Raw genomic sequence first — 19194 nt, 5'->3', positions numbered from 1 at the left:
TCGCCTTGGTTCGATGCATCAATCACTAAGTCTACTGTTAGCTCAGCATCAACAGCATCAAGGTTTTCAGTGTCGTTGGCAGACAGGTCGTTACCGTTGCTGTCAGTTGCGGTTGCAACAACTGTGATGTCGCCATCCACAAGTGTAGAGAGGTCAACATTATCAACAGAGTAAGTGCCATCTGCATTAACTGCCACATCTGTGATGGTAATTGATGTGCCCGCAATATCGGTGATCACCAGAGTGACCGTACCACCTGCTGGAATATCCTGACTAGTACCTGTGATGTCACCGTTATTATCGCCATCGATAACTAAATCGACGGTCAATTGACCTGCCACAGCATCAATTTCACCATTATCATTTGCTGTCGCTGTATTACCAGCCGCGTCAGTAACAGAGGCTGTAACGGTATAATCGCCTTCAGAAAGTGGAGAAGGGACTTCTACTTGGTATGTACCATCTGGGTTTACTTCAGCTTCTAGAATTTGTTCATTACCTTCACTATCCGTGACGGTAAGGGTCACAGTGCTGCCAGGAGCGGCATCAGTTGAGCCTATGATTAATGGGGTATTATCACCGGTTCCTTCTGGTGCTGCGACTGTGATGGTTGGTGCAGTTGTATCAACGTCACCCGTATCTTCAGCCATAGCGCCATTACCTGCTGGATCAGATACGCCAGCAACTGCAGTGTAATCTCCCTCAGCTAAAGGTTCTGGTACTTCAACTTCATAGGTTCCATCTGGAGTAACAACAGCTTCTATAATTTGTTCGGTACCTTCACTATCAGTCACTATAATTGTCACTGTAGTCCCAGGCTCTACATCCGTAGTACCAGTGATAATTGGCGTGCTATCAGATGAGTTGTCAGGTGCGTTAACTGTAATTTCAGGCGCTACGGTATCAATTGCACCTTCATCATTTGCAGTTGCTGTATTACCTGAAGGATCAGTTACAGCTGCATTGACGGTATAATCACCTTCAACTAATGGCTCAACTACATCAACTTCATAACTTCCATCGGGATTGACAATAGCTTCGAGAGTTTGCTCATTTCCTTCAGCATCGACGACTGTAATGATCACAGTACTGCCTGGTGCAGCATCTGTTGTGCCGGTAATTGTAGGGGTTGAATCAAGATTACTATCGGGTGCACTAACAGTGATAGTTGGAGCTGTAGTATCCACAGAACCATTATCATTGTCTGTAGCAGTATTCCCAGCAGGATCTGTGACTTCAGCAACAACGGTATAATCGCCTTCGGCTAAAGGATCATTGACCTCGACTTCAAAGCTACCATCTTCACTGACAATGGCTTCTAAAATTTGCTCATTACCTTCACTGTCTGTAACGACCAAAGTAACAGTGCTACCAGGTTCAGCATCCGTAGTGCCTGAAATAAGTGGCGTGTCATCGTTACTGTTATCTGGTGCAACAACTGAAATAACAGGAGCTGTAGTATCTAGGGTTGCACTATCAGAGCCTTCGGGGCTAATGTTTCCAGCTGAGTCGATAACGGTTGCCACAACTTCAATTGTGTCGCCTTCTTGCGGTGCTGGTAATGTTAAATCTACTGAACCATTATCAATATCTTCTTGAGTTAAGATGATCTCTTGACCATTAACAACCAAGGTGTCACCTGGTTGAGCACCAGTAGTAGTTAAATCTATTGTGACCGAAACTTCAGTGTTACCCGCTAATTCATCTTCACTGATAATACCGTCATTATTGGCATCGGTGTTGATAATGACGCCAGGTGCACCATCTGCAACAGGCGTAACCTCAATGGTTAGAGTTGCGGTGACGTTAGTGTTAGTCGTATAGGTAATAACTGGAACTTGACCATTCCAATCAGTATTAGGAGTAAAGGTATAACTACCATCTTCATTAAGCGTTAATACACCTTCATCTAGCGTGACAGAATCGCCCGCAGAGTATGTTTGGCCATTAACTTCAAAACTAACGACAGTTAATACATCATCGGTGTCACTATCATTATCAAGAACATTACCTTCTGCAACAGTGTCTTCAGCGATAATGATACTGTCATTTACCACTTCAGTTGGAATGTCGTAATCTTCGGTTGATGTTGCTGTGCCTTTGGCGCCATTATCACCATAGCCATATACAATTCCGTCAATAACAGTATCAGGATCGTTTAATAAATCTTGAGCATCCACTTCCACAGAGAAGGTGCCATCAGATTGCATAATGGCTTGGTATTCCTGACCATTAATGGTCAGCATGATAATACCCGTTGTGATCGATGCATCGGCTGTAACAGTACCAGTAATTGTCACTGTACCTGTAGATTCATCTGGCGTTAATACGTTATCACCAGTAACAGGATCGATATCCAAAGTTATCGCTGTATTATCAGGCGAATCGTTATCATAAATACGCAGGGTGGCTTGGGTATCACCCAGTACGGCATTAGTCACATTCGATAGATTTATTAATGCAAATTCAGGGCTATCTTCAACAATTAAATCATCGGTAATAGGTACTGTAATATAGGCTGTCGTTTCACCAGGAAGGAAAGTGACAGTTCCACTTACGTTAGTAAAATCTTCACCGAACAATGCTGTCAGCTCTTCTGAGCTATAATCCAAGGTAATGGTTTCAGTGCTAGGTTCACTTAACGTTAATGTGAACAGGGCAAATTCCATGCCCTCAACAACTACAGCGTAATCAATATCGACGACAGGTAAGTCAGAGCCTTCTCCATCATTATCAATAATGGCAAATTCTAATTCTTCATCATAAACATTCTCGCCACTAACAATGGCGTTGAAATACTCAGTGGGTTCGATTATTGCGTCATCAAAAATCGGCACGCGGATCATGACACTGTCACTACCCGCTGCGAGTGTGAACCCAAAGATAGGGCGTGCTAAGTCACCACTCGTATCGATTCCTGTTACAGTCATTGTCTGCCAGGTTAAGCCACCATCATTGGAATACTCCAGAGGGACTAAATAATCATCAGCATACTCAGCGATAGGATAACCAAGCTGTTCGCTTAATAGCTCACTGGTAAATGTAATCGATAAGGCTTGATCATCTTCAAAGGTCAATTCACTGTTTAAGGTGAATTGGTTAAAACCTACATCCTCTAATACATCGGGAATATCAGCTGATAAGTGTGATTTGTACTGATCCTGCGTAGACGAGGTAACGTCTTTAAATACCGTCCAATCTTCAACGCGGTAATCAATACTGAGTCCCTCAAGATCATATTGATCAATGCCTTCATTCAAGATAATGGCGTAGTTACCATCACCTAAATCCTGCAATGTTCCGATATTTTCAAAAGCGGCGCTCAGTCTAACATTAGTGACGAGTAAGTTTTGATCGACAACTTGTTGCCCAACAGCACCTTCAAGTAAATCATTGACAGAAAAAGTTATTTGGCCATCTAGTTCGTTGTAGTTATAGGTTACTAAGCCACCTGGCACATCGAGCACATCAACAGTACGAGCATCATGCTCATCAGGTGCTCTGTCACCTGCAAGCTCATCAATAGTACCTGCAACATGCTCCATTGCGATGGTTTCAAATAGGTTTTTTTCGTTTTCTTGGCGTTCGGTATCACGGGTAAAGATGATGCCAAGTTCAGCCAAAACTTGAGAAATCATTTCTTTACCAGCAGTCGCGATATTTAAAGGCTGGCCTGTTGTTGGGTCGATGTAGTTTGCTAAGGCTTCATGAACAGAAAGAAGAATATTGATATTGGTGGCATAGCTATCTTCAATATTAACTAAGCTGTTGGTATTTAACACACCATCATCAACACCATCGGATAAATCATTGTCCAAGGCTTGAAGAAAAATAGCCATGTTCTCAACATAATCCATGTTGGTATCAGACAATAACGTGCCAGCAATATCTTGTAAGAATAGAATATCGCCCTGGATTACATCTGCACTAAAGGTCGCAATTGTTACGCCACCTACCATGAAGGTGATGGTATCACCAGGCAAGTAAGCAAATGAGCCAGGCGATCCGAAGTCTCCTGTAAAGCCCGATAAACCAGAAGAGGTAGTAAATGACACACCGTTGACAAAGTTATCGGTGAATTGAGCAACATTGAAATTATTGTTGTTTAATGCGTTAACGCCTTCATCACCTAACGACAGGTTGGCAGTTAATGTTTCAGGAGCATCGAAAGACGTATTAAAACCAGCAGTGGCAATGGTTTCGGCACCATCACGGGCAAGAGAAGCAAAGTCACTGCCACCTTCGTTACCAGATGCTTCACCCGCAGCGGTCTCTGGTAATTCTTCAGTAGGGTCTTCACCCGAAAGAATTAACGCTTGTAGCGCTTCAATCTCAGCTAATTCTTCTGGGCTCATATCTGTTGAAAATTGAGCCACTGCATCATCAGTGACGCTAGGGTCAGCTTGTTCAGCAATAAGCTCATCACCGTTTAGCACTGTGCCGTCATCAAAAGTGACAACAAATGCTAAATCGCTCGCAAATTGGAGTTCTGCACCAGCAGGAATTTGTTCCCCTGGAAGAATATTTTTGGATTGCCCATTTAACGTGAGAGTGATCTCGCCGTTGGCTGAACTTAAGACACCATTTTTAGTCGTTACAACAGAACTCATATTTAGCTCCAAACCCTATTTTAGCAATGTATTTACATTCGATGCATAAAAAATCACATTGCTATATTTGTCGTTATTTAATTAGCGAGAAAGATTAACCGCAATATAACAATTTTAGCGTTATAAGTATGCTTGGTCAATTTTTTGGCGTGGCCTTAAATGCCTTTAAGATAATGAAAATGTTTTAAAATTAAGATTTACTTAGTAAATCAATGCAACTAAGTCATTATGCGGAAATGTGAATTTTTTAATAACAAAGTGCTAAAAACTGGAATCTACAAGTGTAGTTCATTTTTTATACGATTCAAACTGGCGTTTAGTTTACAAAATAGATAAAAAAACCTGCCAATTGGCAGGTTTTTAAATAGTTAATTATTCGATTTAATGAATATTAGTCAGAACAATTAGCTGCTTTACGGTAGCTTTGTAATGCAGCAGCATTTTCGCCTAATTGCTCCTGCGCTTGGGCTAATGCTAAAAAGTACTCACGCTTAGGTGATATCTGGCAAACACTATACCAATGATTTTTAACCACTTTAATATCACGTTTTTGTTGAGCTAACTTTGCTAAACAAATTTGATAATCAACATCATGTTCATGACTTTGCTCAAATCGAGCTAATAATTTTCTAATATCTTCATCATCCGCATCGATTATTTTGGGGATGTCAGCTAAAAGTGCTGGATGAAGATCAGTCTTTAAGCTTTTATTGATGATTTTTATGGCGTCTTTTTTACGATCATATTGGCACAGGCCGCGAGCGTAGATACTAATAAGGTGTGGTTGATTACGTTCCGTTTTACTTAGCCAATGCCAGCACTTTTCTAGCTCTTGTTCGCCATGTTGAGACGCTGCCGTTAATAATGCCGTATTGGTTGTGTGTTCAACCTCTTCATACTGCTTTTCACTAATAATCTGACGTTTTTTAATCGCAGGTAATAAGATTTTAAGTGCTTGCCAATCATCTTGAAGTTGATAAAGGTCAAGGGCTAGTTTTAATACAGGTGATTTACTTTTACTGGTTGGATTTAATGCATCAAGCTCAGCTCTTGCTTCAGTCAGCTTTCCTTGCTGAATTAGATACCTTGTTTTTGAGGTTTTAACGGCGGTTTTAGCCAAAGGGTCTTTTGCCGCCTCTGCTAAGTATTTATCTCGGCTATCAGTGTTTTTTTGATGATGCGCAGCTCTTGCCGCTGCAAATAAATTGAGCGCAGGCAGCTCCCCTTTAGCAGCACCTTTTGCCATGGCTTTTTCTGCACTAGGCCAATCTTCTTCTGCTAATGCTAACGCGCCTTGAAGCGTGTGCTTCTTCGCAGCTTCTTTACGCCAACGTTCTGGTAAGTAACGGCTATTGATAACAATATTAAGCAAAAATATGATGAGCCATTCAGTTAATTGGAGCGCGCAATAAAAGAGCACTAACCCTAATAAACCAAAGACTAAGCTGGTTTCTATTTGATACTCGCCCGCCGCAATATAGATATAGCCAGTATTGCCAATAATGAATGGGCTAATGCAGAAACCGATTAAAATGATGATGACATAAGCAAGAATTTTAATCATAGCTGTGGTTCCTCTGCTGGAACCAATGAACCATAAGTGATTAATTGCTGTAGTAACCGGGTCGACTCAAAATTGGTGTGCTTCACTTGGTCAATTTTAACTGTAATTAACGCATCAAGTGCCGTCATGGTGTCTTGAGTTAAGTCTTCATCTAAATCGAAATACTGTTGTATCCATGTGCGAGCAAAGCCGATCGATTGACGATAATTTACTTCATCATGTTGATACAGAGCCAACTGAGCCTGCAGTAATTTATTTCTAATATTTTCAATTAAATACCATTGTTGATCTGGTGCTAATAACGGCTCTATATCTGTTGTACGTTTACGGATGGTAATAAAGCCATCAGTAACTGAATGCCATGTTTTAGCAAGATTACTTTGCCAGTCATCTAACGAGTCTGTAATGACGTGTTGTTCTGCTAAGTCTTCAGCTGACTGCGCTTTGGCACGGTTTAGCGGCAAGCTGTCTAACTGATTTAAAATACCATCAATCGTATAGATGGTACCGGCAACATCCGTGGTTTTAATGGCATTCGTTTGAGCTAAATCGTGGGCTAATGCACGTCGAATAGGTAACAAAGCAGGGTCTTTCATTGCTTCAATACGATCATCGGCAGACTTTAGCAATCCGGCTGCAGTTTTAGGGTCATTCTCTAACCATAATTTACGTCCTGCCATTCTCACCAAGTATTCAGCTTCAGATGCCATCCAATGGTTTGGATTTCGTTGAGCTAAGGTTGCAACTCGCTCTTGAAGTTGTTGGTGTGATTTTGCCAACTGATTTTGTTGTTGGTAGGCCAAGGTATCGTTTTGTTGCTGTACTTCTAATTCTGCAATACGACGCTTAGGTTCAATTAACGCTTCAGTCACTTCATTACTGATAGCTTGTGTTTGTTGATACTGAGTTTGTAACTCAATTTTTTGACTTTCGAGTTCAATCAACAATAAATAGCTAATGCCAATGCCTGCAAGAGCGATAATCAGGCAGAGTAAAATACTTAATCTTACCCACCATGAACTCTTATTGTGTTTCGGTTTATCGCTTGGCGCATCAGAATGTATTGAAGATGGCACTTTGTTCGTAGGCAAGTCTGTTGAGTCAGCATCAGTGTGAGAACTAGTTTGATTTTCAGTAACAGAATTGACTTCATTTACAGATTCTGAAGGTGCTTCATTACTTTCTGGAGTAGACGTTGAAGCTTGCTTTTTGTGTTCCATGAGCTGTCCTTGAGTAACTAATTGCGGTTAACAATTAGTGCGACCATTTACTGCGCGACAAAAATGTAGAGTGATAGGGTACAAGTTTGGCAGCATTATACAATATGGCAAATAAGCAAGTTTACTTTATTGTTTAAATAGATAACGCTCGTAAAACAGCTTCAGTGTTCGCGCCGTTAGCATTGGTGACGTGATGAATACCTGCCGTTTTAGCCCTTTGTTCCACTCGATGACTAGGTACTATGATATGACATGATTGCAACCATGCAAATAACTCTTTTGGAACAAGTTTAATTAGATTATCTAGGACTTCGCCACTGGTCACGACGATAGTGTCTATTTGAGCGCTTGCCCAATAGTTGCAAATGTATTGTGAATCGAGTTGTGGAGTGACTCGCTGGTAAACTTCCCAATAGCTGACACTTGCCTGTCTTAGGCTAAGTTGTTCGGCAATGGTTTCTCTACCGCCAACGCCTCTAATGATGACGACTTGTTGTTGAGCGATATCGCTTAACGAGGTTAGCGATAATAATCCTTCACTATCTTGGCTTTCTTCTGGTGCGGTTTCTGCAAATACACCGAATTCGGCCAGTGCCGCAGCTGTCGCTTTTCCAACAGCGTAATATCGACTTGCAGGAAAATGGTTATTAAGCATTTCTGCAGCGTACTTTACCGCATTGGTACTGATAAAAATGATGGCATCAGCATCAGAAAGTTGCTGATGAGAGAAAAGGTGTTGAGTTGGAGCAACAGCTAACAAAGGAGTGACAATATAGTCCACTCCCTTTGCATTGAGCTGTTCTATCATTGCTTGATTGCGCCCCTCAGGGCGCGTTAACAAGACTTTCATGTAAGCTTTCGCCTAATTACTTGTTGTAAACAGCATCTAAAATAGTTTTAGCGCCACGGCTAAGTAAGTCATCAGCCAGTGCTTCACCTAAAGCGACAGCATCCGTTTTAGGACCAGATACAGCACCTTCAATGACTTGGCTGCCATCAGGGTTACCCACTAAACCACGTAAGCTTAATGTATCACCTTCGATTTCAGCGTAAGCACCAATAGGTACCTGACAACCACCTTCAAGGCGGGTATTCATAGCACGCTCGGCAAATACACGGTAACGCGTCTCAAGGTGTTCTAGTGGAGCGAGTAATGCTTTAACACGCTCATCATCAGTACGACATTCAATTCCTACAGCACCTTGACCATTTGCTGGAAGTGAATCTTCTGCTGAGATAAAGCTTGCAATACGTTCATCCAGTTTAAGGCGAATTAAGCCAGCAGCAGCAAGAATAATGGCATCGTAATCACCGCTATCTAACTTAGCTAGACGTGTTCCGACATTACCACGTAAGTCTTTAATCACTAGATCAGGACGAGCTGCACGGATCTGACATTGACGACGTAGGCTTGATGTACCCACTACAGCGCCTTGAGGTAATTCAGCAATGGTTTTGTATGTATTAGATACAAATGCATCACGAGGATCTTCACGCTCACAAATCACTTGCAAACCTAAGCCTTCAGGAAAATCTACCGGTACATCTTTCATTGAATGAACAGCGATGTCTGCACGGTCTTCAAGCATGGCAACTTCCAGCTCTTTTACAAATAACCCTTTACCACCCACTTTAGCCAGAGGCGTATCTAAAATAACGTCTCCTTTAGTGCTCATTGGTAATAACTCAACCGTTAAATCAGAATGAATGCGTTCAAGCTCTGCTTTTACGAATTCAGCTTGCCACATAGCCAGTGGACTTTTACGAGTAGCGATACGAATAACATTTTGAGACATGCCAGAGAGTTCCATCAATAGACTTAATTGCGTCAATGCTAACATTGCCATCGAGCTTATGTAACAAACTGATAGTGATTGTTTGACCTATGCACATAAAATTTTTGTGACGCAGATCTCATTTACTGGCGTAATTATCCAAAAGTGATAATATGATCATGTTGTTGCTAATTAATTGAGCGCTAATATTGCAAGCAATTGCTTGTCAAATTGGTATCAAAAAGATAGTAGATGGTTGCACAGGGATGGAAGCCTTGATTGAAAACAGTTGTCGGCCAGTCAAAATAGCTAATCGATTAAACCTTGTTCGTTACGAACGAGTCAAATCGTTATTGTCACCAAAACAGCAACGCTTATTCGATTTGATTCCTTACCTCATACACCATCATCATCCCCAATTACCAGGTGGCACCTCTGCATTAACCCCATTTGGCGTGAGCGACTTTGCAACCCTTCCAGAAGTCGCGCTCGCGTGTGAAGTATTTGATTTACCCTTTATTGAAACCAACAATAACCAACCCAGTGCCTTCGAGGGGGTTTACTCTATGGGGAGTACTGCCAGTTTTGGCCAGAACCCCAAAAGTGATGTTGATGTATGGTTGGTCTATAAGTCGAGCCTTGGCAATGCTGACTTAGCCCTCATCGCAGACAAAACGGCCGCATTAACGGAGTGGTTTGCTTCATTTGATTTTGAAGTGAATTTTTACTTAGTGCATCCATTGCAGTTTCGAGAGTGCAGTGCATTTGATAACTGCTTTAGTTCACTCGGTGAAGAGCACAGTGGTAGTACGCAGCACTGGTTATTACTAGAAGAGTTTTATCGTTCGCACATTCGTCTAGCGGGTAAACCTGTGGGGTGGTGGCCTGAAGCTTCAAAAGAACCATCGGTGTTGCATTTAGGTGACGTAAGGTCAATGCCTGCGACTGAGTACTTTGGCGCTTCATTGTGGCAACTGTATAAGGGGTTGAATAAACCTCACAAAGCGCTACTTAAAGTACTGCTACTTGAAACTTATGCGGCGGACTATCCCAAATCCTATTTTATAACTGAACAAATTTGGGAGCAGTGTCTACGTGATGATTTTTCTGATTCGAATGACGCCTATTTGATTCTGTATCAACGTATCGAAAGCTATTTATTAAAACAAAAAGACATTCGTCGATTAGAGATTGTTAGACGTTGTTTTTACCTAAAATGCGGAGTTAATTTAACCAATGCATGTGTAGGACAAGATTGGCGCCGAGATAAGATGCAGCAACTTGTTGAGCAATGGCATTGGCCATCAAGCTTATTAGAAACCCTAGATAATAGTCAAAACTGGCATTCAGGCCAGCTAAAGTGGTTCAATAAACAATTAAATGAACTCTTATTGAAAAGCTATAAAACACTACTTGAATTTGCCTCTAAGCAAGCGTTAAGCGATCGCTTTAGAGTTGAAGAGTTAGGGATGTTAGCTCGTAAGTTACATACCTATTTTAGTGATGATGAACATCAACTGCTGCCATTAAATAAGTTGTGGAGTCACTCGGTATTCGAGCCGAACATGACCATCATTCACAGCATTAAAGAATCCCGTTATTACCTTTACCGTAAACCACTGAAGTCGGGCCAACTGTTAGGCGAAACCTCAATCATTAAAGCGGATACTCCAACGGCCCTTATTGCTTGGGCGGTGATGAATGATGTGTCCAGAACCACCACTCGTTGGCAAGAATATGGCCGTAAGAAACACCGTTCAGCGTTGCTAACACAACTATCGGCTCATTTAGTGCCACTACTAAACCATAATAATAAAGTCTCAAAAGCTGAATTATGCCAACCTTTTTTCTATAAGAAACTGATTGTGGTGGCTAACGTTGATGGTGACCCTACGCTAAAATGGCAAGGTCAGGAAATCATGGTGGATTACATGAATGGCAATGTTTTTTCTTTAGGGAAAAAGCAGCAAAACATGTTGTCGACTCTGGATGTGATTTCACTGAATAGTTGGGGCGAGCGGCAATGTCATCGCTTTAAAGGCGAGCAAGGCTTATTAGAAGCGCTGTCTTTTGTGGCGCTGGGGCTAAAAGCAACGCCTGAACAAGTCGATATCGAAGTGTTGGTGTGTGCCGAGCGATTAAAAAAGCAAATTCATGATGCACTGTTTAATATTTTTAATCAGTGCGTTAAATATTGCCATGAAGCAAGATCATCGTCGGCAATGATGCACCCAATAAAATTATCCGATAAGCGCTACGGTTTGTATTTTAACTCTATGGGTCTCGTCTATAAGGTGTTGACGGGCGATGAGGTTAAAGTTGCTCCAGTCAAAGTTGAACGTTATAAAAAAGCGCAGTTGAATGCCCCTGTAGCTGTTATTAAGTCTGATCCTTTTCGCAGTATTCCCAGCATTATTAAGCTGTATATCTCAAAAGGGGCAAAACAGTACTTTTTAAGGCAGCGACCCGATGTTCTTGATGTGTTTATTATTGATGAAACCAATCGGCTCACAAAGCGTGAATATGAAGATGTGTCGATGAAAGAATTAGTTGAGAAAGAAAGCCATAGTTTTGCTTTTGAGCGAGATGCCTCTTCATTACATTATTTCAATGTGCCACAGTTTTTTAAATTAGAACGAATTGATGGCGAGTTGAGTGTGGTGCCATTTGGCGTAGAAATGAATGAACTGAGCTCAGATATTTAAGCTCAGTTCACCTCATTGATAAATTAGCGCTTAAATTGACAAAGCAATGCCGCTTTGTTTTTTAATTGACTCAATAACAAATGGCATAAATACATTATCGTTACGTTCATCAAACCATTTACCATCAACAAGCGCAAAGTGGTAGCCACCAAAACGCGTCGCAATCCATAACTCATGTAAAGGCTCTTGTTTATTGATGACAATTTGCGAACCGTCTTCAAACTCTAGTTGCAACACGTTGCCACTCGCATTGATATCCACATCAGCATCTTGCTCATCAATTGCTGTTTCTATGGCGTTTTCTATCTTGCTAAACATTTCATCTGCCAACTGATGAAATTCAGTATCTGTCATAGCCATGTATTTCAATCCTTGTGCTTTCTAGGTTATGAATGCGATTATAAGGCTATAACTCCCCAGATGCATAGATGTTGAGAAAAATGAGACTGTTTTTATTAGTAATGCTTGTTAGCCTATTCACTATAGGTTGCGGACAAAAAGGCCCTTTATATAAATCTTCTGAAGTGGAAACGAATCAGCAAGAGCGAAAACCGCAAGAGCCTACTACTGAATCAACCCAACAACAGTCTCTCGAGCAAACTCAAGAGCCGACACAAAATAAATAAGATTTACAAGGAAACGCATTTTGGACCATTTTACATATCAACAGGATAGTTTATTTGCTGAAGGTTGTTCTGTTGCTGAACTTGCTAAAACTCACGGCACACCACTATATATCTACTCTAGAGCGACGTTAGAGCGTCATTGGAATGCATTTAACAATGCCGTGGCTAATCATCCCCATCTTATTTGTTATGCGGTAAAAGCCAACTCTAATCTGGCGGTGTTAAATGTACTTGCTAGGCTTGGCAGTGGTTTTGATATTGTCTCTGGTGGTGAATTAGCTCGTGTTATCGCTGCTGGCGGCGACCCGAAAAAAGTTGTTTTCTCGGGTGTGGGTAAAACCATTGCTGAAATGGAACAAGCTTTAAACATTGGTATTTATTGTTTCAATGTAGAATCAAGCGCAGAGCTTGAGTTGCTCAATGACGTGGCTGGTAAATTAGGTAAAGTCGCGCCGATATCGTTGCGAGTTAATCCTGATGTCGATGCAGGGACTCATCCATACATTTCAACTGGGCTTAAAGAAAACAAGTTTGGTATTGCAATGGATGAAGCTGAGCAAGTGTTCGCACGTGCGCAAGCACTCCCTCATTTAGCGATCAAAGGGGTCGATTGTCATATTGGCTCTCAGCTTACAGAAATGCAGCCATTCTTAGATGCGATGGATAGAATGTTAGCGTTAATTGACCGTCTTGCAGTTAATGGCATCGAAATTAAACATTTTGATGTTGGCGGCGGCTTAGGCGTGCCTTATGATGATGAAACACCGCCACATCCTGACGTATATGCTGCCGCATTACTTGAACGTCTAGGTGACAGACCACTTAAATTAATTTTTGAACCTGGGCGTGCGATTGCGGCTAATGCAGGTATATTTGTCACTGAAGTGCTTTCTTTGAAAGAAAATAGCGATAAGCGCTTTGCCATTGTTGATGGCGCGATGAACGATCTTATTCGCCCATCACTTTATAGCGCTTGGCAAAATATTATTCCTGTTCAGCTCACTTCTGCACCAAGCTATGAGTATGATGTCGTAGGTCCTGTATGTGAAACAGGTGACTTTTTGGGGAAAAACCGCCAGCTTAATGTTCAGGCTGGAGATTTACTCGCCGTTCGCTCAAGTGGTGCATATGGGTTTGTCATGGCATCAAATTACAATTCTCGCCCTAGAGTTGCTGAAGTCATGGTTGACCAAGACCAGCATCAAGTCATACGCGAGCGTGAAAAATTAGAGCAATTGTGGCAAGGTGAGCACTTACTACCTTAAACTAGTGAAATCAGTTAATTTTTTAGTTCGATAAAGGAAATTCTTTTGATCCAATTCACCAAGATGCATGGGCTGGGTAATGATTTTATGGTGGTTGATGGCGTAACACAGAATGTGTTTTTTTCGCCTGATCAAATTCGCCGTTTAGCCGACCGAAATTTCGGTATTGGCTTTGATCAACTTTTATTAGTTGAGCCTCCGTATGATCCTGATTTAGATTTTCATTATCGAATCTTTAACGCTGATGGCGGTGAAGTGGAACAGTGTGGCAATGGTGCACGCTGTTTTGCCCGCTTTGTACGTAATAAAGGGCTAATTAATAAGTATAAAATTCGTGTCAGTACCAGCTCTGGTAAAATGACACTGCGGCTTGAACGTGATGGAAATGTGACGGTTAATATGGGTGTTCCGGTGACTGAACCAGGGAAAATCCCATTTAGAGCTAAACGTCCTGAGAAAACCTATTTACTGCAAACCCCTAAGCAAACATTTTTATGTGGCGCAATCTCGATGGGCAACCCTCATTGCGTACTCGAAGTCGATAATGTTGACACCGCCGATGTAGAAGAGATTGGCCAAATGCTGACAAAGCATGAACGTTTCCCGAAAGGCGTGAATGTTGGCTTTATGCAAGTGGTTGATCGTGGCCACATAAAATTAAGAGTGTATGAACGTGGCGCAGCAGAAACATTAGCTTGCGGCACTGGCGCATGCGCTGCCGTGGCTATCGGTATTTTACAGAATAAGTTAGATAGACAGGTCAAAGTTGACCTGCCTGGAGGTCGCCTTACCATTAATTGGGAAGGAGAAGGGAAACCATTGTGGATGACTGGACCTGCTGAACATGTATTTGATGGACAAATTCAGTTATGAACGATGTAACCCGTACTAAAAAACTTCTCGAAGACAATGCTGAATCTGCCGCATTACTTGGCACAGAATTACCATTAGAAGCTATGCCAATTGATGAATTGATGATCCGCGAATACTTGCTTGATAATCCAGAGTTTTTCAATCGTTACCCTGAATTATTACTGGCAATGCGTGTCTCTCACCATGAGCGTGGTACGGTTTCTTTAGTCGAGAAACGCCAAGATTTATTGCGTTCTCGAGTCACGCAATTAGAAGAAGAAATTACGTCATTAATGAAAATTGCCACTGAAAACGAAAAGATTTTCAGGTTCAACAGTGCGTTATCGCTGAGTATTTTAAAGTGCGAAGATCTAGGTGAGTTAAGGCAAGTATTGTCTGAGCAGCTAAAAGGCCAGTTTGGATTCACTCATGTTCGTTTAATTACGGTTCACGATATCGACAGTGAATTAGCAAATATTTGGCGTCAACGTATCCAACAAGGTTTTTATTTTGGCCGGCTGACTCAATCTGAATCAAAACGTTTGTTTGGCAGTGAAGTGGGCTCCGTTGCATTAACTAAACTGTCTGATGAAAATGGTCAGGTGATTTTTGGCGTAGCGTCGGCTGATGCTGCTCATTTTCATCCTGAAATGGATCATTTGTTTTTTAAACAAATCAGAGATTTGCTTGATCATATGCTGCCAAAGTTTTAAATCAGTCCCTTATGATTATAGGGGCACCCCCGTGTTTGTTTGGATAAACGCTATAAAAAGAATGGAGGTAGCATAATGGCACAACAACCGAGTTGGTTAGCCAGTTTTGAACGTTACCTTCACTCTGAAAGACAGTTGTCTCCTCATACCATTAGAAATTACCGTTACGAACTTGTGCGAGCAGGTGAGATTCTTTTTAAACAGCCTCAAGGGACGTCATTAGAGGCATTTGATGACGGCTGGTTAACTGTCTCCAGAGACGAGCTTCAACGAGTAATATCATCTTTGCATCGCAAAGGATTAAGCCCTCGCTCTCTATCATTGTGTTTATCATCACTTAAACAATTTTTTGAGTTTCTTGTTCGTGAACAAGTGATAAAAACCAATCCAGCTAAAACATTACATGCTCCTAAACAGGCTAAGCCCTTACCTAAGAACATGGATTTAGACGCCGTCAGCCATTTATTGGATATTGATGCTGATGACCCGTTAAGTAAACGAGATAAAGCCATTATGGAATTGTTTTATTCCAGTGGCTTACGTTTAGCTGAACTTGCAAGTTTAAATGTGGCAGATATCGATTTAAGCCAAAACGAAGTCAAAGTGATGGGTAAAGGCAGTAAGCAGCGCGTGGTACCGATAGGCAAAATGGCGCTAGCTGCAATCAATGTTTGGTGCGAGTGTCGTCATGATTTGGTCAAAGCTGATACTGGTGATGCTTTGTTTGTTAGTCAGCAAGGCAAGCGATTGTCCCATCGCAGCATCCAACTCAGAATGAAAAAATGGGGCCAAACACAATCTTTATCGGCAAAAGTTCACCCTCATAAATTGCGACATTCCTTTGCAACGCATATGCTTGAATCAAGTGCAGATTTACGAGCCGTTCAAGAACTATTAGGGCACGCTAACTTATCCACTACCCAAATCTATACCAGCCTTGATTTTCAGCATTTAGCGAAGGTTTATGATGGAGCTCACCCTAGGGCAAAAAAAGCTAAGGAGAAATAATGAAACAATATTTGCGACTTAGGCCTTTTAAGGCAATCAGTTTTGACTTAGATGACACCTTGTACCATAACGCGCCCCACATTATTAAAGCAGAATCCGCATTATCATTGTTCATGCAAGAGCACTTTAACGTCCCTGAAGGTTGGGGAATTACTCAGTGGCGAGAACTGAAATCGCAAGTGATAGCTGGCCATGAAGAGCTAGCCCATGATACGACCGCTGCAAGGTATGAAGTGCTACGTCAGGCGCTCATTCAATGGGATTACACTGAGCTAGAAGCCAGCCAAGGTGCGCAACAAGGTTTGGAATGTTTTCGTTTCCATCGTAGTGATTTTAAAGTAGACGACAGTGTTATTACTCTACTGGCAGAGTTACGCGATCATTATCCGCTGATTGGGATCACCAATGGTAATGTCGATGCTAGTCGTGTTGGGTTAGATGACGTGCTCAAGTTTGTTGTGCATCCCGGACACGGTGTGAAGATGAAACCATACAGTGATTTATTCGATTTGAGTTGCCAACATCTTGAGATACTACATGGGGATTTATTGCATATTGGCGATCATCCAATTAGCGATGTTTTGGGCGCTCGTGCAGCTGGTTGTCAAAGCTTGTGGTTAAATCTGAATCCAAATGAGCAAGGTCAGGCTCGACACATATTACCTCATATTGAAATTGAGCAGTTACAAGAAATAAGAAAATTAATTTAATAATTTTAATTAGTTACCTATATTATCGCTTAAGTTAACTAATATGTTTATGGATAAATCATAATCAATATTGTGCGGTCAACGAGGTTTCTGACTCTTTTTATTCCAAATCTGACATTGTGTGGGTAAACCTCATAGTGTTTTATCATTGTTTCGCTTACACTTGCACGTTACAGGTGTTACCAGTTCACCTAATTGTTAATAACTTCATACAGGTTATCGCCTAAGCGCTCATGTTAAGTTTTTATCGTAAGCTAAAAACCATCATCACTATGTCTCCAGCTATGCTGGCGCGGGTTTTGTTGATCATGATTTTTGCGATGCAATCCGTGGCAGCGATGTCAGACAACTGTGCGCTAGAGCATCAGGATTGTGGCAATAGTTCAGACGATAACAGTAAGGGTCAAGTAACTGAATTAGCAGTTATTAATCATGATGCTCTTGATATAGATAATCCTCTTGGCTACAGCGATACAGAGTTGTGTGATGATGGCACTGTTGTTATTCATGTTGATGATTGTGCCGAGTGTACTGATAATTGCTGCTCTTGTTGCATGACCTTGATGCATCCTACAAACACAATAGCAAATGAACTAGTTCATTCTGATTATGTGGCATTTACGTTTACTTCTACTGCCGCTGAATCCCCATACTTTAGCTTTTTACGACCTCCTCAAGCCTAACCTTTTAATCAAAAATATTATTCTAGTGAGCAAATTTAACCCTTAAATTTGCTCAAGCCTACTGCGTTTTCCTATGACTTAGGAACACTCAGCTAGGGTTATCTTTTGTATTAAATCGAGGCTTATCTTTGATGTTTTATAATACAAGTCGCTTTAAACAGCGTGCTGTGCTGTTTCCTGTTTTATGTTGCAGCTTACTTAGCTTGTCGGTGTTATTACCCGTAACAGTCTATGCTGAACCGAGTGCAGCGCCTGAAAAGTTGACGTTACAAACCGTAATAGAGCGAGTTCAATTACAGCATCCTTCGCTGAAGGTTTTTCAATTTAGACAACAAGCATTAGATGGTGAAGCGCAAACTCAGGCGTTAGCACCAGGGTTCGAGTTAGGTTTCGAACTTGAGAATGTCGCTGGAACAGGCGAATTCCAAGGTGTCGATAGTGCTGAAATGACAGTGTCCTTATCGTCTGTCATCGAGCTAGGCGATAAACTGGATGCGCGTTCAGGCATAGTGACTAAAAAACGTGCCTTACTGGATGCCGAACAGAAAATTGCAGGCTTAGGTATTCTTGCTGAAGCAACGCGCCGCTACATTGATGTGTTAGCTGCGCAATCAAGATTACAACTTGCTGACGATGCACTTGCACTGGCAGAAGAAACATTAACCGTTGTTGAGCTTAGAGCTCAAACAGGTTTGACGCCAGATGCTGAAGTGAAACGAGCGCAAGCCGCTGTGTTTAATAACCAATTAGTTGCTGAAACACAGTTGCATCAACTTGAGTACGCTAAGTTAGCACTCAGTATGATGTGGGGTGAATCTCAGGTGAATTATGCCAGCCTCGAAGGCAGTTTATTTGAGTTTACCGATGACGTGGCATTAACGCCGTTATTTGAAAAAGTGAAATACAGCCCTGCGATTGAGGCGTATTTAACTCAGGCGCAATTGAAACAAGCTGAGTTGCGTTTTGCTCAGTCGCAATCTAGCACAGATGTCAGTTGGTCTGTTGGCGTTAAACAAATGCAACAAACCAATGATACGGCTCTATCAGCAGGGTTTAGTGTGCCTTTATTCAGTGGCGATCGAAATACCGGAGCTGTAATAGCAGCGCAAGCCGCAAAAGATGAGGTACTGATTAATCGAGATATCGCTTTGCGAGAATTGTATGCTCAGCTGTATCGCGCTTATGCCAGCCGCAAGCAAGCTATTATGACGGTTAACCGCTTACAAACCCGCATTATCCCTACCTTAACTTTGGCCTTAGAAGATACGCAAGTCGCTTACGAGCAGGGGCTCTACAGTTACCTTGATTATTTAACTGCAAGAGAGGAATTATTGTTTTCACGACGAGCAATGATAGACGCTGCGGCATCAGCTTTACGGTTTGGTGTTGATATTGAGCAATTAATTGCCGAACCCTTACCCGCATCTCAGCATTCCTTTTTCCGTGATTTCCAAGGATTTTAA

General features: G+C 41.7%; 15 protein-coding genes. 9 read left to right on the top strand and 6 right to left on the bottom strand.

The window, feature by feature from the left end:
- The 5 genes from AN944_RS05605 to hemC form a co-directional block, all read right to left on the bottom strand.
- Positions 1-4610, bottom strand: a 4610-nt coding sequence (locus AN944_RS05605; protein ID WP_055023609.1) for a retention module-containing protein, incomplete at its 3' end; no start/stop codon positions are given.
- A gap of 391 nt (positions 4611-5001) precedes the next feature.
- On the bottom strand, positions 5002-6174 hold the full coding sequence (locus AN944_RS05600; protein WP_055023608.1) for a heme biosynthesis HemY N-terminal domain-containing protein: 1173 nt from the start codon (positions 6172-6174) through the stop codon (positions 5002-5004).
- Entirely contained in the window at positions 6171-7394 is a 1224-nt protein-coding gene (locus tag AN944_RS05595) for a uroporphyrinogen-III C-methyltransferase (protein WP_055023607.1), read from the bottom strand. Before AN944_RS05595 ends, AN944_RS05600 begins: the two co-directional genes overlap by 4 nt.
- Before the next feature lie 133 nt (positions 7395-7527).
- Positions 7528-8244 (bottom strand): uroporphyrinogen-III synthase, encoded by a 717-nt coding sequence (locus AN944_RS05590; RefSeq protein ID WP_055023606.1) that lies wholly within the window; start codon positions 8242-8244, stop codon positions 7528-7530.
- Positions 8245-8260: 16 nt separating this feature from the next.
- The gene (gene hemC, locus AN944_RS05585; RefSeq protein ID WP_055023625.1) at positions 8261-9190 is read right to left on the bottom strand and encodes a hydroxymethylbilane synthase; all 930 of its coding nucleotides are present in this window, start codon (positions 9188-9190) and stop codon (positions 8261-8263) included.
- A gap of 188 nt (positions 9191-9378) precedes the next feature.
- Between hemC and AN944_RS05580 the strand changes: the two genes are divergently transcribed.
- Complete coding sequence (locus AN944_RS05580) at positions 9379-11874, top strand: class I adenylate cyclase (RefSeq protein ID WP_235530858.1); 2496 nt, start codon at positions 9379-9381, stop codon at positions 11872-11874.
- 30 nt (positions 11875-11904) lie between these two features.
- On the opposite strand, the gene cyaY is transcribed toward AN944_RS05580, so the two are convergent.
- Complete coding sequence (gene cyaY / locus AN944_RS05575; protein ID WP_055023604.1) at positions 11905-12234, bottom strand: iron donor protein CyaY; 330 nt, start codon at positions 12232-12234, stop codon at positions 11905-11907.
- 68 nt (positions 12235-12302) lie between these two features.
- Between cyaY and lptM the strand changes: the two genes are divergently transcribed.
- The 8 genes from lptM (at position 12303) to AN944_RS05535 (ending at position 19194) form a co-directional block, all read left to right on the top strand.
- Positions 12303-12500, top strand: coding sequence for an LPS translocon maturation chaperone LptM (gene lptM, locus AN944_RS05570; protein ID WP_055023603.1), 198 nt, complete (start codon positions 12303-12305; stop codon positions 12498-12500).
- Positions 12501-12520: 20 nt separating this feature from the next.
- The gene (gene lysA, locus AN944_RS05565) at positions 12521-13765 is read left to right on the top strand and encodes a diaminopimelate decarboxylase (RefSeq protein ID WP_055023602.1); all 1245 of its coding nucleotides are present in this window, start codon (positions 12521-12523) and stop codon (positions 13763-13765) included.
- 45 nt (positions 13766-13810) lie between these two features.
- Positions 13811-14638, top strand: coding sequence for a diaminopimelate epimerase (gene dapF / locus AN944_RS05560; RefSeq protein ID WP_055023601.1), 828 nt, complete (start codon positions 13811-13813; stop codon positions 14636-14638).
- A gap of 83 nt (positions 14639-14721) precedes the next feature.
- On the top strand, positions 14722-15330 hold the full coding sequence (locus AN944_RS05555) for a DUF484 family protein (RefSeq protein ID WP_055023624.1): 609 nt from the start codon (positions 14722-14724) through the stop codon (positions 15328-15330).
- A 72-nt stretch (positions 15331-15402) separates the two neighbouring features.
- Positions 15403-16338, top strand: coding sequence for a tyrosine recombinase XerC (xerC, locus tag AN944_RS05550; protein WP_372037252.1), 936 nt, complete (start codon positions 15403-15405; stop codon positions 16336-16338).
- Positions 16338-17048: an HAD-IA family hydrolase gene (locus AN944_RS05545; protein ID WP_055023599.1), complete on the top strand. Its 711-nt coding sequence runs from the start codon at positions 16338-16340 to the stop codon at positions 17046-17048. The genes xerC and AN944_RS05545 overlap by 1 nt, the downstream gene beginning before the upstream one ends.
- A gap of 308 nt (positions 17049-17356) precedes the next feature.
- A complete protein-coding gene (locus AN944_RS05540; protein ID WP_235530857.1) occupies positions 17357-17731 on the top strand; it encodes a hypothetical protein in 375 nt (124 codons plus the stop codon).
- Between the two features lie 131 nt (positions 17732-17862).
- Positions 17863-19194 (top strand): TolC family protein, encoded by a 1332-nt coding sequence (locus tag AN944_RS05535; RefSeq protein ID WP_055023597.1) that lies wholly within the window; start codon positions 17863-17865, stop codon positions 19192-19194.

It is taken from the genome of Shewanella sp. P1-14-1 (assembly GCF_001401775.1).
In the GTDB taxonomy this organism is placed as follows: domain Bacteria; phylum Pseudomonadota; class Gammaproteobacteria; order Enterobacterales; family Shewanellaceae; genus Shewanella; species Shewanella japonica.
Note: the sequence above shows the minus strand (reverse complement) of the source record. Positions and strands in the feature narration are given on the sequence as shown.

What these genes read in the sequence shown, in the direction of transcription:
- AN944_RS05600 (WP_055023608.1), bottom strand. Translation starts at nt 6,174, where the DNA reads ATGATTAAAATTCTTGCTTATGTCATCATCATTTTAATCGGTTTCTGC.
- AN944_RS05595 (WP_055023607.1), bottom strand. Translation starts at nt 7,394, where the DNA reads ATGGAACACAAAAAGCAAGCTTCAACGTCTACTCCAGAAAGTAATGAA.
- AN944_RS05590 (WP_055023606.1), bottom strand. Translation starts at nt 8,244, where the DNA reads ATGAAAGTCTTGTTAACGCGCCCTGAGGGGCGCAATCAAGCAATGATA.
- hemC (WP_055023625.1), bottom strand. Translation starts at nt 9,190, where the DNA reads ATGTCTCAAAATGTTATTCGTATCGCTACTCGTAAAAGTCCACTGGCT.
- cyaY (WP_055023604.1), bottom strand. Translation starts at nt 12,234, where the DNA reads ATGGCTATGACAGATACTGAATTTCATCAGTTGGCAGATGAAATGTTT.
- lptM (WP_055023603.1), top strand. Translation starts at nt 12,303, where the DNA reads ATGTTGAGAAAAATGAGACTGTTTTTATTAGTAATGCTTGTTAGCCTA.
- AN944_RS05555 (WP_055023624.1), top strand. Translation starts at nt 14,722, where the DNA reads ATGCCAATTGATGAATTGATGATCCGCGAATACTTGCTTGATAATCCA.
- AN944_RS05545 (WP_055023599.1), top strand. Translation starts at nt 16,338, where the DNA reads ATGAAACAATATTTGCGACTTAGGCCTTTTAAGGCAATCAGTTTTGAC.
- AN944_RS05540 (WP_235530857.1), top strand. Translation starts at nt 17,357, where the DNA reads ATGATTTTTGCGATGCAATCCGTGGCAGCGATGTCAGACAACTGTGCG.
- AN944_RS05535 (WP_055023597.1), top strand. Translation starts at nt 17,863, where the DNA reads ATGTTTTATAATACAAGTCGCTTTAAACAGCGTGCTGTGCTGTTTCCT.